We start from the raw sequence: 14307 nt of genomic DNA, 5'->3' as shown, positions 1-14307 counted from the left end.
CGCGCCGTCGCGCGCCAAGTCCCGAGCCTGGCGCATCCCTACCCGCCCCGCCGCCCCCCTTCCGGAGTGACACCCGAACGGGCGACTACCGCCCCCGGTACCCCAGGTCACCGGGCGGACACCCCCGGCTCACCGGGGTCCGGACGCATCGGAGGAAAACCGCTTGCACCGCCCCGTTAGACTTGGCCCATGGCCATTCTCCTCGCGCATTAGACGGCGGGAACGCCTTCAGCCGCCCACCCGTCAATCCCTGTACGCCCTGGAGTCTGTCCGTGATCTCCGCCTCCGGTATCGAGCTGCGCGCCGGTGCGCGCGTCCTCATCGAGAACGCCACCTTCCGCGTCGCCAAGGGCGACCGCATCGGCCTCGTCGGCCGCAACGGCGCGGGCAAGACCACGCTCACCAAGTGCCTGGCCGGCGAGGGCATCCCGGCCGGCGGCACCATCACCCGCTCCGGCGAGGTCGGCTATCTGCCCCAGGACCCCCGCACCGGCGACCTGGACGTCCTCGCCCGCGACCGCGTCCTGTCCGCCCGCGGCCTCGACGTGCTGATCCGCAAGATGCGCGAGAACGAGCAGCGGATCGCCAACGGCACGGGCGGCACCCGAGAGAAGGCCCTCAAGCAGTACGAGCGCCAGGAGACCGAGTTCCTCACCAAGGGCGGGTACGCCGCGGAGGCCGAGGCCGCCACCATCGCCGCCGCGCTCAACCTGCCCGACCGGGTGCTCGGCCAGCCCCTGCACACCCTCTCCGGCGGCCAGCGGCGCCGTATCGAGCTGGCCCGCATCCTCTTCTCCGACGCGGACACCCTGCTGCTGGACGAGCCGACCAACCACCTCGACGCGGACTCGATCGTCTGGCTGCGGGACTACCTGAAGTCCTACCGCGGCGGGTTCATCGTGATCTCCCACGACGTCGACCTGGTCGAGACGGTCGTCAACAAGGTCTTCTACCTGGACGCCAACCGCTCCGCGATCGACATCTACAACATGGGCTGGAAGCTCTACCAGCAGCAGCGCGAGGCCGACGAGAAGCGCCGCAAGCGCGAGCGCGCCAACGCCGAGAAGAAGGCCGCGGCCCTCAACGCGCAGGCCGACAAGATGCGCGCCAAGGCCACCAAGACCGTCGCCGCGCAGAACATGGCCCGCCGCGCCGAGAAGCTGCTCTCCGGCCTCGACGACATCCGGATGTCGGACAAGGTCGCCAAGCTGCGCTTCCCGGAGCCCGCGCCCTGTGGCCGCACCCCGCTGACGGCCGAGGGCCTGTCGAAGTCCTACGGCTCGCTGGAGATCTTCACCGACGTCGACCTCGCGATCGACAAGGGCTCCCGGGTCGTCATCCTCGGCCTCAACGGCGCGGGCAAGACCACCCTGCTGCGGCTGCTGGGGGGCGTGGAGACGCCGGACACCGGCCAGGTGGTCCCCGGCCACGGCCTCAAGCTCGGCTACTACGCGCAGGAGCACGAGACCCTGGACCCGGGCCGCACCGTCCTGGAGAACATGCGCTCGGCCGCCCCGGACATGGACCTGGTCGAGGTCCGCAAGGTGCTCGGCTCGTTCCTGTTCTCCGGCGACGACGTCGACAAGCCGGCCGGTGTCCTCTCTGGCGGCGAGAAGACCCGGCTCGCCCTGGCCACCCTGGTGGTCTCCTCGGCGAACGTGCTGCTGCTGGACGAGCCCACCAACAACCTCGACCCGGCCAGCCGCGAGGAGATCCTCGGCGCCCTGCGCACCTACAAGGGCGCGGTCGTGCTGGTCACCCACGACGAGGGCGCGGTGGAGGCGCTCCAGCCGGAGCGGATCATCCTGCTGCCGGACGGCGTGGAGGACCTGTGGGGTGCCGACTACGCGGACCTCGTCGCCCTGGCCTGACCCCGGTCCGGCCGGCACCCTGATCGGAGGCCTGATCCACGGCGTATGGATCATTCGGCCGATCGGTGATCCACCATCTGTGTGAGATCTCCTCGTATCGCGGTGTGTCCTCCACGGATTTCGCGGCCGATCCCTCGTTCCCCAAGGGATCGGCCGTCGCGCGTCTCTGACCTGCCACTTCACGCGTCCACTCGTTCGGCCCCGGCGGCTCGACCGGCTGGAATCCGCCGTTCCGCTTGTGGGGACGGGCTCCTGTCGTCACAACGATGTCTCACGGACCTTGCCGAATGGGTGGCCATCGCGCCCCGGAGGGGTGATCATGAGGAGACCAGAGCGCACTTCCCATGAGGAGGCACGGGTGGCCGAGACTCTGAAGAAGGGCAGCCGGGTGACCGGCGCCGCGCGCGACAAGCTCGCGGCAGACCTGAAGAAGAAGTACGACTCCGGTGCGAGCATCCGGGCGCTGGCCGAAGAGACCGGCCGCTCGTATGGCTTCGTACACCGGATGCTCAGCGAGTCGGGCGTCACGCTGCGTGGGCGTGGCGGAGCGACCCGGGGCAAGAAGGCCGCGACGTCCTGACGCCGGGCGGCCCCTCGCTTTCGATGGTGGCCACCCGGTCGGCACCTCGCTCGACCGGGTGGTTACTGTGCAGTCACTTAGCTCTGCTCTGCTGACCGCACTCATCGGAGGCGCCCCATGGCTACGCCCGACCAGGACCTCGCTCCTGCACTCGACAAGGACGGCGTTCGGCTCACCGTCGACGACGCGCTCGCCACGGTGACGCTGACCAACCCGGCCAAGCGCAACGCGCAGAGCCCCGCCCTGTGGCGGGCGCTCACCGAGGCCGGGCGGCTGCTGACGGGCTCCGTGCGGGTCGTGGTGCTGCGCGGCGAGGGCAAGTCCTTCTCCGCCGGGCTGGACCGACAGATGTTCACCCCGGAGGGGATTCCGGGCGAGCCGTCCTTCGTCGATCTCGCGCGCCGTGACGACGCCGGGCTCGACGCGACCATCGCCGAATTCCAGGAGGCGTTCACCTGGTGGCGGCGCAACGACATCGTGTCCATCGCCGCCGTCCAAGGACATGCCATCGGGGCCGGGTTCCAGCTCGCCCTCGGCTGCGATCTGCGGGTCGTCGCCGACGACGTGCAGTTCGCCATGCGCGAGACCAGCCTGGGCCTCGTCCCCGACCTGACCGGCACGCACCCGCTGGTCGGTCTCGTCGGGTACGCCCGCGCGCTCGAAATCTGCGCGACCGGTCGTTTCGTGGGCGCCGAGGAGGCGGTCAGCACCGGCCTGGCCAACCTCGCCGTCCCCACCGCCGACCTGGACGCCGCCGCCCAGGACCTGGCGACGGCCCTGCTCGTGGCCCCGCGCGACGCGGTCGTGGAGACCAAGGCCCTGCTGCGCGGCGCCGCCGACCGCACCTACGAGGACCAGCGCGCGGCCGAACGCGCCGCCCAGGCCCGCCGCCTGCGCGACCTGGCGGGCATCGCCGACTGACCCGAATTCACCCGTTCAGCCCACCGCCGTCACCACCACCGCCACCGTCGGGCGGTCCTCCAGGACCGTGTGGACGGCGGTGCGGACGGCGTGGGTGACGTCGAGGGTGCGGTGATCGGCGCTCGCCGCCAGCTCCACACGGACGTGCCGGTGCGGGAGAGCGGCCTCCGTCGTGAGCTGCTCCAGGTGGACCGCCCCGCCGAGGAGACCGCCCGCCGAGCCGGTCAGCGAGGTGACCCCGGGAACGGCCAGCACGGCGGCGGCCACCCGCGCCTCGTCCGGGTCCGAGGGCGCCCGGGCCGGCGTGGGCCGCGACGCGCGCTCCGCCGGGGTGTCCGTCGTACCGGCGTCCAGCAGATCCGTCACCCGCAGGTCCACCTCCGACACCGTCAGCCCGAGCCGTCCCGTCGCGGCCGTGGCCAGCGCGCCCCGCAGCAGGGCGGCGACCGCCGGCAGCGGTTCGGCGGCCGTCGCCGCGAAGTCCGCCGTCACCCGCAGCGCACCGGGGGGCAGAGCGCCCGGCGGTCTCGGTACGGCCGGCTCCGGCGCCGCCTCCGGGTCGGCCAGGCCGATCCGCAGCGCGCCCAGCCGCACCTGCGGCACCCCGGCCGCCACCGCACGCGCCAATACGGCCGCCGCGGCGGCCTCCGCGATCCACGCGCCGTCGCGCGGGCCGCCCAGCGGCAGCAGCCGCCCCATCCGGACCTGTTCCCGTACCGCCTGTGCCCATTGATCCGCCGTCATTCCTCCACCCTGCCGTATCCCTGGCGCGCGGTCGCGCAACCGCGCATACGGTGGTCCAAGGACGACGACCGAAGGGACGTACGGCGATGACCGACATGACGACGACCCCAGAAGGCGGCCCCGAGTCGGGGGTGTCGACCCGCAGGACCACCCGGCGCGGCGGCGGCGACCCGGGAAGCCGGGGCCGGACCACCATCGCCGACGGCGTCGTGGAGAAGATCGCCGGGCTCGCCGCCCGGGATGTCGTCGGTGTCCACGCCATGGGCAGCGGTCTCTCCCGCACCTTCGGCGCCGTACGCGACCGCGTCCCCGGCGGCGGCAAGTCCGTCACCCGGGGTGTGAAGGCCGAGGTCGGCGAGGTGCAGACCGCGCTCGACCTGGAGATCGTCGTGGACTACGGCGTCTCGATCAGCGATGTCGCCCGCGCGGTGCGGGAGAACGTGGTCGCCTCCGTGGAACGCATGACCGGACTGGAAGTGGTCGAGGTCAACATCGCGGTCAGCGACGTCAAGCTGCCCGACGAGGAGGACGAGGAGCCGGAGCCCAGGCTCCAGTGAGCCCCGGCCCGAGGTCCGCCCGCCCGTACGATCTGAGGAGTGCTGCATGAGCATGGCCGTGGCCGGCATGATCGCCGGACTTGCGCTGGGTTTCGCCGGCTACTTCGGTGGTTTCGGCGCCTTCCTGCTGGTGGCGGCGCTGGGGGCGGTCGGTTTCGTCGTCGGCCGGTTCGCCGAGGGGGATCTGGATCCGGGCGCGTTCTTCCGCTCCCGTGACGAGCGGCGGGACCGCCGGCTGTGACCCAGGCGAGCACCGGAACCTCCACGCCCCGCGCCCACCCGCCCCGGGTGCCGCCCGGCGAGCGCGGCGCGACCCGGATCGCCGACCGGGTCGTGGCGAAGATCGCCGCGCAGGCCGCGCGCGAGGCTGCGCCACCGCCGCCCGAGGCCGCCGCCCCGCACGCGACCGTCGCCGTCCGCCACGACACCGCCCGCGTCCGGATCCACCTCGACCTCGGCTACCCCTGCGACATCGGGGCGAGCTGCGCCGCCGTCCGCGACCGGGTCACCGAGCGGGTCCGGACCCTGACGGCCATGGCGGTCCCCGAGGTCGCCGTCCAGGTCGAGCACCTGCACGTGGGGAAGAGGACGGGATGAGCCAGCCGCAGGAGATGAGCGGGCCGCACGCCACCCCACCGGTCCTCGACAAGGACCCCGGGGCCACGGCCGCCCCGCCCCCGGAGCGCAGCCGCCGCTTCTGGTCGCCGCGCCGGGTCCCGGCCGCGATCGTCGCCGTACTGGTGCTCGCCGGCACCGGCCTGCTGCTCTACGACATCGCCGCGGTCCGCGCCGGACGCCCCGCCATGTACTGGCGCCGGGCGCTGGCCCACCAGTTGGCCGTGCGGCACCTGGACGACCCGTGGGTGCTGGCCGGCGCGGGCGTCGTCGCCGCCCTCGGCCTGTGGCTGATCGTGCTCGCGCTCACGCCCGGCCTGCGCGCCCTGCTGCCGATGCTCCGCCCGCACCACGACGTCCGCGCGGCCCTGCGCCGTGACGCGGCGGCCCTGCTGCTGCGCGACCGCGCCATGGACGTGTCCGGCGTGCGCGCGGCCCGGGTGCGGATGCGCCGCAGGAAGGCCGACGTCCGCGCCGTCGCCCACTTCCGCGACCTGGACGAGGTGCGGGCCGACCTCGACACCACGCTGACCGACGCGCTCCGGGGCCTCGGCCTGAGCCGGCCGCCCGCCCTGGCGCTGCGGGTCGCCCGGCCCGGACGGAAGGGATGAGGAGATGCGCAGCGGAGGCCTCAACCGCGTCCTGCTCGCCTTGGTGGGCCTGATCCTGCTCGCCCTCGGCGGCGCCGTGCTGGCCGTCGGCCTGGGCGCGCCGCCGCCCTCCTGGTGGCTGCACACCGGCCCGCACGACGTGCTGCTGACCAGGGCCGAGCGCACCCGCCGGCGGGGCGCCGACTGGTGGTGGCCGGCGGTCATCGCCTTCCTGGCCGTCGTGTTCCTGCTCGCCCTGTGGTGGCTGGTCGCGGTCCTGCGCCGGCACCGGCTGGCCGAGATCCTGGTCGACACCCGCGACGGCGAGGCGGCCGGCCTGCGCGGCCGGGCCCTGGAATCGGCCTTGGCCGAGGACACCGCCCAGCAGCGGGGCGTGGCCCGCTCCCGGGTCGTCCTGCGGGGCCGCCGTACGGCACCCACGGCGCGCGCCTGGCTCCAACTGGAGCCGGACATCGACCCGTCCACGGCCCTGACCGACTTCGCGTCCGGCCCCCTGACCCGCGCCCGTGACTCGGCCGGTCTCGCGGCCGTCCCGGCGGAGGTCCGTCTGGGCGAGGTCAGGCACCGCGCGGAGCGGGTCACCTGACAGCCGGCGCGGACGGTTTCAGCGGCTGTGGCGCGTGTCGCCGTCGGTGGGTGGGATGACCGGCATCGTGCGGAGCGGGTCAGCTGACGCCCTTTTTGGTGGTCGGTCTCAGAAGCCGTGCCGCATGCCGCCGTCGACGGGGAGCATGATGCCCGTCAGGTAGGAGGCGGCGGGGGACAGCAGGAAGGCGGCCACCCGGCCGAACTCCTCGGGCGTCCCGTACCTGCGCAGCGGGATCCGCGACTCGTTGGCCGCCCGGGTGGCCTCGGGGTCGGCCGACAGCCCGTCCAACTCGCGGACGCGGTCGGTGTCGATGCGCGAGGGCAGCAGCCCCAGCACCCGGATGCCGCGCGGCCCCAGCTCGTCCGAGAGCGACTTGGCGAACCCGGCGAGTCCTGGCCGCAGCCCGTTGGAGATGGTCAGCGCCGGGATCGGCTCGTGCACGGAGCCCGAGAGCACGAAGCCGATGACACCGCCCTCCTCCAGTTCGGCCGCCGCCGCGCGGGCGAGCCGTACCGCGCCGAGGAACACCGACTCGAAGGCGTCCCGCCACTGCTCGTCGGTGTTGTCGGCGACGAAGCCGGGCGGCGGCCCGCCCACGCTGATCAGCACCCCGTCGAAGCCGCCGAAGCGCTCACGGGCGGTGGCGATCAGCCGCTCCGGCGTCCGCGCGTCCGCGTTGTCGACCGCCACGCCCACCGCGTTCGGGCCCAGAGCGGCCGCCGCCTCGGCGACCCGCTGCTCGTCCCGGCCCGTGACGACCACCTTCGCACCGTCCGCGACCAGTTCCCGCGCGGCGGCGTTGCCCAGCCCGCGGGTCGCTCCGGTGACGACGTACACCCGGTCCTTCAGTCCAAGATCCATGGCCCCTATCCTGCCTCCTCGCCCCCGAACAGCGTGAGGGCGGTGTTCACCAGGGCGATGTGGCTGAACGCCTGCGGGTAGTTGCCCAACTGGCACCCCAGGTCCGGGTCGTACTCCTCCGCGAGCAGGCCCACGTCGTTGGCCAGGCCCGCCAGCCGCTCGAACAGCTGTCGGGCCTCGTCGGCGCGGCCGATGCGGTGCAGGGCCTGCGCGAGCCAGAACGAGCAGGCCAGGAAGGCGCCCTCGCCGCCGGGCATGCCGTCGACACCGACCGCGTCCGTGTCGTAGCGGCGCACGAAACCGCCGTGGTCCAGGTCCGCGCGGATCGCGTCGATGGTGCCGACCACGCGCGGGTCGTCCGCCGGCAGGAAGCCGACCTGCGGGATCAGCAGCAGGGCGGCGTCCAGCTCGCGCGAGCCGTAGTACTGGGTGAAGGTGTTGCGCTTGGTGTCGAAGCCCTTCGCGCACACCTCCTCGTGCACCTCGTCCCGCATCCGCCGCCAGGCGTCCAGGTCGCCCTGGAGCTCCGGGTACGTCTCCAGGGTGCGGACGGCACGGTCGGCCGCCGCCCACACCATCACCTTCGAGTGCACGAAGTGGCGCCGGCCGCCGCGCACCTCCCACAGCCCCTCGTCGGGCTGCCGCCAGGCCGACTCCAGGAACTTCATCAGCGCGACCTGGAGCGACCACATGTGCGGCCGGGTGCTCAGACCCGTCTCGCGGGCCAGGAACAGCGAGTCCATCACCTCCCCGTACACGTCCAGCTGGAGCTGGTCGACGGCGCCGTTGCCGACCCGCACCGGAGCGGAGTCGCCGAAGCCGGGCAGCCAGGGCAGCTCCCACTCCGGCAGCCGGCGCTCACCGCCCAGGCCGTACATGATCTGGAGGTCCGCCGGATCGCCCGCGACCGCGCGCAGCAGCCAGTCGCGCCAGGCCTCGGCCTCCGCGTGGTAGCCGGCGGCCAGCAGCGCGCCCAGGGTGAGGGTGGAGTCGCGCAGCCAGCAGTAGCGGTAGTCCCAGTTGCGCACCCCGCCCAGCTCCTCGGGCAGCGAGGTGGTGGCAGCGGCGACGATCCCGCCGGTCGGGGCGAAGGTGAGCGCCTTGAGGGTGATCAGCGAGCGGACGACCAGGTCCCGGTACGGCCCCCGGTAGCGGCAGCGGGCCGCCCAGCGCCGCCAGTCCCGGACGCTGCCGCTCAGGGCGCGGAAGGGGTCGACGAGCTTCGGGCGCGGCTCGTGCGAGGGATGCCAGGTGAGCACGAACGCGACCCGTTCGCCCTCGGCGACGGTGAACTCGGAGTGGGTGCCGAAGTCCTCGCCCCAGGTCCGCACGGCCGGCTCGGTGCGCAGCCACACCGCGTCCGGACCGGCGACGGCCACCCGGTGCCCGTCCGAGCGGCGCATCCACGGCATGACCGACCCGTAGTCGAAGCGCAGCCGCAGTGTGCTGCGCACGGTGACCCGTCCGCTGACCCCCTCCACGATGCGTACGACGTCGGGGGCGTGCTCGCGCTGCGGCATCAGGTCGGTGACCCGCACCGTGCCCTCGGGGGTGTCCCACTCGGTGTCCAGGACCAGGGTGTCGGACCGGTAGCCGCGGCGGGTGCAGGTGCCGGCGCCCCGGGGGGCGATCCGCCAGTGGCCGTGGTCCTCGTCGCCGAGCAGCCGGGCGAAGCAGGCGCCGGAGTCGAAGCGGGGCAGGCACAGCCAGTCGATCGAGCCGTCGGTGCCGACCAGGGCGGCGGTCTGCTCGTCGCCGATGACGGCGTAGTCCTCGATGCGCGCGTTCACGGGATGCGGTTTCCCCGGCGGGCCTGAGGGCCAATCAGGTGGTGCGCCGGGGGAGTGACGGCGAAGCGGCCGTCGGCCCGGTCACACGGCGGCCGGTTCGCTCTCCTCGGGCTGCTCGGGCTGCCGCTCCGCCGCCGCCTCCGCGCGGTCGCGCAGCTCGCGCCGGACCAGGAACCACCAGCCGACCGGGACCGCGGCGGCGAACAGCCACCACTGGAGCATGTACGCGTAGTTCAGCGGCGCGTCCTCGCTGCCCGGGTCGGAGATCTGCTCCGGGGAGCCGCCCTTGGCCGCAGGCGCCGTCTGCTCCATGTAGCCGCCGAGCACCCGCGCGTCGAGCCGCCGGGCCTCCTCCGTGCTGTTGATCAGCATGATCTGCCGGTCCGGCAGGCCCTTGACGTTCTTGATGCCGCTCGCCGAGGTCGTCTCGTCGGCCATGAGCCGCCCGGTGACGGTGGTCCGCCCGGCCGGCGGGGCGGGGACCTTCGGGAAGGTGGTCTGGACGCCGTCCGCCGGGATCCAGCCCCGGTTGACCAGGACCACCTTGCCGTCGGTGAGGACGAGCGGGGTGAGGACGTGGAAGCCGACCTCGCCGTCCGCATTGGTCCGGCGCCGGACCACGACCTGCCGGGCGGTGTCGAAGGTGCCGGTCGCGGTGACCGTGCGGTACTTCTCGGTGCGGGACAGCTGGTGCCCGGGAGACGCCAGCTTCTCGACCGGGACCGGCTTGGCGTGCAGTGCGGCGGAGACCAGGTTGTTGCGCGCGGTCCGCTCCTGGTACCGGTGGTGCTGCCAGAAACCCAGCTTGATCATCGTCGGGATCAGCGCGATCGTGACGATGGTGAGGATCACCCACTGGCGCGACAGCAGGAAACGGTAGCGGTGCACCCCACGACGGTACATCCGGGTCGTGGGGCGCGATCGGGCGGGTACCGGGTCAGACCCGGTCCACCACCCCCGTCCTGCCCTCCGCGCGGGCGCAGTGGGCACCGCAGTACCAGTGGCCCTCCACCTCGACGCCCTGCCCGATGATCTGCACCCGGCAGTGCTCGCAGAGGGGCGCCATCCGGTGGATCGCACAGGAGAAGCAGTCGAACACGTGCACCGCGCCCTGCGCGTGGACCTCGAAGGTCATCCCGTAGTCGTTGCCGCAGACTTCGCATGTCGCCATGGGCCACAGGGTGGGGCGTTCGCGGCGGGCGGGCGAGCGGCCGCCGGGAGAGTCGTCCGTCAATCACCCGTTCGTACGATTACCTGCCGGTTGCCCTGTGATGCCCCGGCCGTCCGGTCATCCCTCCGCCGGTTCCACGTCCGCGAGCAGCTGGCCGAAGGCCGCCTCGTCCACGACCGGCGTGCCGAACTGCCGCGCCTTGACCGTCTTCGACGTCCCGGAGTCGGGGTCGTTCGTCACCAGCAGACTGGTCAGCCGGGAGATGCTGGACGCCACGTGCAGCCCGGCCTCGGTCGCCCGGTCCTCCAGCAGCTCCCGCTCGGTGGAGGTGTCACCGGAGAACGCCACCCGCATGCCCTGCTTGAGCCGTTTGCCCTCTTCGTACCGGCCCGGGTTGGGATGGGGGCAGGCCGGCCGCTTCCGGCTGGGCCGCCAACTTCCGGGCCGGTAGTTGCCGTAGCCGCCGGAGGACTGCCGGGGCACCGGCCGGTCCGACCACTCCGTCAGCGGCAGGCACTCCAGCAGCGGCAGCCGTACGCCCCCCGCCGCCGCGGCGCGCAGACTGGGCCGGAACGCCTCCGCGAGCACCCGCGCGTCGTCCAGCGCGTGGTGCGCCCGCTGCTGCACCACCCCGAAGTGCGCGGCCAGCGACTCCAGTTTGAAGTTGGGCAGCGGCAGGCCCAGCTCCTTCGACAGCGCGATGGTGCACAGCCGCTGGCGCACCGGCGCCGCGCCGCGCACGCGCGCGTACTCCCGCGCGATCATCTGCCAGTCGAAGACGGCGTTGTGCGCGACGAGCACGCGGTCGGCCAGCCGGGCGGCGAACTCCTCGGCCACCTCCGCGAACAGCGGCGCCCCCGCCAGCACCTCGCTCGTCAGACCGTGTATCCACACCGGGCCCGGATCGCGCTCCGGGTTGACCAGCGTGTACCAGTGGTCCTCGACCTCACCGCGCGCGTCCAGCCGGTAGACGGCGGCCGAGATGATCCGGTCGTCCCGGGCCAGGCCGGTGGTCTCCACGTCAACGACCGCGTATCCACGGGGATAAGCGGCCGGCCACTGGGTGGGGGAGGACACTGCGGTCGCACGGTCTTCGAGCATGGTCACTGAGGATACGGGCCACGACTGACAGCGCGGTCCCGCAGGCCCCCGCCGGCCCGCCCGGCCGCTCGATCACCGCACACGCGTGCGCGCGGGCCCCGGCTCCTGTGGCCCCGTCACATGTGACGCCCCGCCAGGGCGGCGTGCGCCGCTACCGCGCGAACCGACGGGGATGCCGGAGGCCGCCCGGGATGCCGGTGGCCGGGGCCTGTCCCGTGCGGCGGCCCGCGCGACCGTCGGACACCCGCCGCAGGTCACCGCCCCCGTCACCATCCCGGTCACCTGGTACCTCGCCGTGCGCCCCGCGGAGCCCCCGGCGTACGGTGAAGTGCGCTCGACCACCCCCCGGGCGCATCGCACGACACCCCGCACGAGAAGGACCCTCGCCATGCGCGCCACCACCATCCACGCCCCGTACGACATGCGCGTGGAGGACGTTCCCGAGCCCGTGGTGCAGTTGCCCACCGACGCCGTGGTGCGGGTGCTGCGCGCCTGTATCTGCGGCAGCGACCTGTGGGCCTACCGGGGTGAGGCGGCCCGGCAGCCGGGCCAGCGCATCGGACACGAGTTCCTCGGTGTCGTCGAGGAGACCGGCTCCGAGGTGGGCGCCGTCCGCCGAGGTGACCTGGTGGTCGCGCCCTTCATGTGGTCCGACGGCGTCTGCGACTACTGCCGCGACGGCCTGACCACCTCCTGCGAGCACGGCGGCTTCTGGGGCTCGGTCGGCTACGACGGCGGCCAGGGCGAGGCCGTGCGCGTGCCCTTCGCCGACGGCACCCTGGTCCCGCTGCCCAAGGAGGCCGCCTCCGACGACCACCTGCTGTCCGCCCTGCTGACCCTCTCCGACGTCCTCGGCACCGGCCACCACGCCGCCCTCGGCGCCGGTGCCCGCCCGGGTGCCACGGTCGCCGTGGTCGGTGACGGCGCGGTCGGCCTGTGCGCCGTGCTCGCCGCCAAGCGGCTCGGTGCCGAGCGGATCATCGCGCTCGGCCGGCACGAGGTCCGCACCGACATCGCGCGCCGCTTCGGCGCCACCGACGTCGTCGCGGCGCGCGGCGAGGCGGCCGTCGAGGCCGTCCGTGAACTCACCCGCGGCCAGGGCGCGCACGCCGTCGTGGAGGCGGTCGGCACCGAGCAGTCCATGCGTACGGCCGTCAACATCACCCGGGACGGCGGCGCCATCGGCTTGGTCGGCGTGCCCCACGGCAGCGGCACCGGACTGGACCTCAGCGTCATGTTCGACCGCAACATCGCCCTGCGCGGCGGCGTCGCCCCGGTCCGCGCCTACATCCCCGACCTGCTGCCCGACGTCCTGGACGGCACGATCGACCCCTCGCCGGTCTTCGACATGACCGTCGGCGTCGAGGGCGTCCCGGACGGCTACAAGGCGATGGACGAGCGCACCGCGCTGAAGGTGCTCGTCACCAACGACCACTGACCGGCGACCTCACCACCAGCGCGCCGGATCCGCGCCCCACGGCACCGGAGGCCGTGACCAGTCGGCGGGACCGCCCGTGAAGGACACGGGCGGCAGGGCGTACCGGAGCCGGCCGAGGGTGCTGTCCGCCTCGCCCACCCGGGCGTCCGGGCCCGGGTACGGCGCCCCCGCGTCCGGCGCCGGCCGGATGCCCTCGGTCAGCCAGTGGGCGGTCCGGGCGAGCGCCAGCCGGACGCACCGGCCCCGCCCGTCGTACGACCGCTCGGTCAGCGCCCGCAGCACGGCCGCCGCCAGCAGATAGCCGGTGCCGTGGTCCAGGGCCTGCGCGGGCAGCGCCCCCGGCTCACCGTCCGCGCCCTCGGTCACCGCGATGCCGGTGGCGACCTGCACCAGGCTGTCGAAGCCGCGCCGCCCGCCCCAGGGGCCGTACCCGCCCCATGCCGAGACCTGCGCCACCACCAGGCCCGGCCGGCGCGCGAGCAGGGCCTTGGGGGAGAGCCCCAACCGGTCCAGGGCGCCCGGCCGGTAGCCGGTGACCACGACGTCCGCCGCACCGAGCAGCTCCTCGAACCGGTCCGGCGCGACGGTGAGGTCGAGGGTCGCCGAGCGCTTCCCGAACCCCGTGTCGGCGTGCTGGTCCGGCAGTTCGGGCAGCCAAGGCGCGTCCAGCCGCAGCACGTCCGCGCCGAGCAGGGCGAGGGTGCGCGTGGCGACCGGGCCCGCCAGCACCCGGGTCAGGTCCAGGACGCGTACTCCGGCGGCGGGCAGCAGGGAAGCGGCGGCGGGGTCCAGAGGCGGCAGCACGCGCGCGCGGGCCGGCTCCGAGTGCTCCGAGCGCTCGTGCTCGACCAGGGGCCGGGCGGCCACCTCGGCGGCCTGCGGGTGCGCGTGCCACTCCTCGCGGGTGCGCAGGGCCACCGCGAGGCCGCCGGCGCCGTACACCCTCTCCTCGGCCGCCACGGCGGGCAGTTCGGCGAACCGGGCGGCCACCTCCGCCGCCGGGGCGTCCTCGCCGAGGCCCAGCGCGGCGAGCAGCCGGGCCCGGTGGTGCGGGTAGTTGGCGTGGGTGCGCACCCAGCCGTCGGTCGCGCGCCAGAACCGTGACAGAGGCGCGAAGGCGACCGGTGCCCGTCCGTCGATCCGCAGCAGCCGTTCACTGTGGAAGGCGGCGGCCACCGCCGCGTCGTCCACGAGGGCGCCGGGCGGCTCGTCGAGCCCGCTCCGGCGGGCCGCCAGCTCGGCCGCTGCCAGCGCGCACACGCCGACGCACGCCCGCGCGAGCTGCTGTACGGGAAGGCGCGCCGGCAGTGCTCCCGCCCGCTCCACGGTGGTGAGGTGCTCCAGGCCGGCGGGGTCTCCGCCCAGGGCGGACCACGCGAACTCGATATCCGTCATGACTGCACTATGCAGTATTGACTCAATCAATGTGTGGCGTGATCCGCCCCTGTCGGTCAAGCC

The 14307-nt window shown here is 73.9% G+C and carries 16 protein-coding genes; 9 read left to right on the top strand and 7 right to left on the bottom strand.

From position 1 onward, the window contains the following. Positions 1–272 precede the first annotated feature (272 nt). The 3 genes from NX794_RS18565 (at position 273) to NX794_RS18555 (ending at position 3372) form a co-directional block, all read left to right on the top strand. Positions 273–1871 (top strand): ABC-F family ATP-binding cassette domain-containing protein, encoded by a 1599-nt coding sequence (locus NX794_RS18565; protein WP_258779683.1) that lies wholly within the window; start codon positions 273–275, stop codon positions 1869–1871. Between the two features lie 358 nt (positions 1872–2229). Further along, on the top strand, positions 2230–2451 hold the full coding sequence (locus NX794_RS18560; RefSeq protein ID WP_010355597.1) for a helix-turn-helix domain-containing protein: 222 nt from the start codon (positions 2230–2232) through the stop codon (positions 2449–2451). A 117-nt stretch (positions 2452–2568) separates the two neighbouring features. Beyond that, positions 2569–3372 (top strand): enoyl-CoA hydratase/isomerase family protein, encoded by an 804-nt coding sequence (locus NX794_RS18555; protein ID WP_258779682.1) that lies wholly within the window; start codon positions 2569–2571, stop codon positions 3370–3372. A gap of 15 nt (positions 3373–3387) precedes the next feature. Here NX794_RS18555 and NX794_RS18550 read toward each other — a convergent pair whose 3' ends face one another. After that, positions 3388–4116: a nucleopolyhedrovirus P10 family protein gene (locus NX794_RS18550; RefSeq protein ID WP_258779681.1), complete on the bottom strand. Its 729-nt coding sequence runs from the start codon at positions 4114–4116 to the stop codon at positions 3388–3390. Between the two features lie 86 nt (positions 4117–4202). Here NX794_RS18550 and NX794_RS18545 point away from each other — a divergent pair, with 86 nt between their 5' ends. The 5 genes from NX794_RS18545 to amaP are packed head-to-tail and all read left to right on the top strand — an operon-like array spanning position 4203 to position 6485. Continuing rightward, entirely contained in the window at positions 4203–4673 is a 471-nt protein-coding gene (locus tag NX794_RS18545) for an Asp23/Gls24 family envelope stress response protein (RefSeq protein WP_258779680.1), read from the top strand. A 46-nt stretch (positions 4674–4719) separates the two neighbouring features. Then, a complete protein-coding gene (locus NX794_RS18540; RefSeq protein ID WP_258779679.1) occupies positions 4720–4914 on the top strand; it encodes a hypothetical protein in 195 nt (64 codons plus the stop codon). Beyond that, positions 4911–5270 (top strand): Asp23/Gls24 family envelope stress response protein, encoded by a 360-nt coding sequence (locus NX794_RS18535; protein WP_258779678.1) that lies wholly within the window; start codon positions 4911–4913, stop codon positions 5268–5270. The genes NX794_RS18540 and NX794_RS18535 overlap by 4 nt, the downstream gene beginning before the upstream one ends. Then, positions 5267–5899 (top strand): DUF6286 domain-containing protein, encoded by a 633-nt coding sequence (locus tag NX794_RS18530; protein ID WP_258779677.1) that lies wholly within the window; start codon positions 5267–5269, stop codon positions 5897–5899. Before NX794_RS18535 ends, NX794_RS18530 begins: the two co-directional genes overlap by 4 nt. Positions 5900–5903: 4 nt before the next feature. Next, positions 5904–6485: an alkaline shock response membrane anchor protein AmaP gene (gene amaP, locus NX794_RS18525; protein WP_258779676.1), complete on the top strand. Its 582-nt coding sequence runs from the start codon at positions 5904–5906 to the stop codon at positions 6483–6485. A 108-nt stretch (positions 6486–6593) separates the two neighbouring features. Here amaP and NX794_RS18520 read toward each other — a convergent pair whose 3' ends face one another. The 5 genes from NX794_RS18520 to NX794_RS18500 all read right to left on the bottom strand — a co-directional run bounded on the left by NX794_RS18520 (position 6594) and on the right by NX794_RS18500 (position 11411). Next, on the bottom strand, positions 6594–7349 hold the full coding sequence (locus NX794_RS18520; protein WP_258779675.1) for an SDR family oxidoreductase: 756 nt from the start codon (positions 7347–7349) through the stop codon (positions 6594–6596). 5 nt (positions 7350–7354) lie between these two features. Then, positions 7355–9139: a glycoside hydrolase family 15 protein gene (locus tag NX794_RS18515; protein ID WP_258779674.1), complete on the bottom strand. Its 1785-nt coding sequence runs from the start codon at positions 9137–9139 to the stop codon at positions 7355–7357. A gap of 81 nt (positions 9140–9220) precedes the next feature. Then, on the bottom strand, positions 9221–10042 hold the full coding sequence (locus NX794_RS18510) for an SURF1 family cytochrome oxidase biogenesis protein (protein WP_258779673.1): 822 nt from the start codon (positions 10040–10042) through the stop codon (positions 9221–9223). Between the two features lie 34 nt (positions 10043–10076). After that, positions 10077–10310 carry a hypothetical protein gene (locus tag NX794_RS18505; protein WP_190018425.1) on the bottom strand — a complete coding sequence of 78 codons (234 nt, stop codon included), beginning with the start codon at positions 10308–10310 and terminating at the stop codon, positions 10077–10079. Positions 10311–10427: 117 nt separating this feature from the next. Next, positions 10428–11411 (bottom strand): DEDDh family exonuclease, encoded by a 984-nt coding sequence (locus NX794_RS18500; protein ID WP_258779672.1) that lies wholly within the window; start codon positions 11409–11411, stop codon positions 10428–10430. A gap of 388 nt (positions 11412–11799) precedes the next feature. Between NX794_RS18500 and NX794_RS18495 the strand changes: the two genes are divergently transcribed. Further along, positions 11800–12849, top strand: coding sequence for a zinc-dependent alcohol dehydrogenase family protein (locus NX794_RS18495; protein ID WP_258779671.1), 1050 nt, complete (start codon positions 11800–11802; stop codon positions 12847–12849). A 9-nt stretch (positions 12850–12858) separates the two neighbouring features. Here NX794_RS18495 and NX794_RS18490 read toward each other — a convergent pair whose 3' ends face one another. After that, on the bottom strand, positions 12859–14244 hold the full coding sequence (locus NX794_RS18490) for a CoA transferase (RefSeq protein WP_258779670.1): 1386 nt from the start codon (positions 14242–14244) through the stop codon (positions 12859–12861). Between the last annotated feature and the right edge of the window lie 63 nt (positions 14245–14307).

Source organism: Streptomyces pyxinicus, assembly GCF_024753135.1.
Classification (GTDB): domain Bacteria; phylum Actinomycetota; class Actinomycetes; order Streptomycetales; family Streptomycetaceae; genus Streptomyces; species Streptomyces pyxinicus.
The sequence above is the reverse complement of the archived record's forward strand: the minus strand, read 5'-3'. Positions and strand labels throughout refer to the sequence as shown.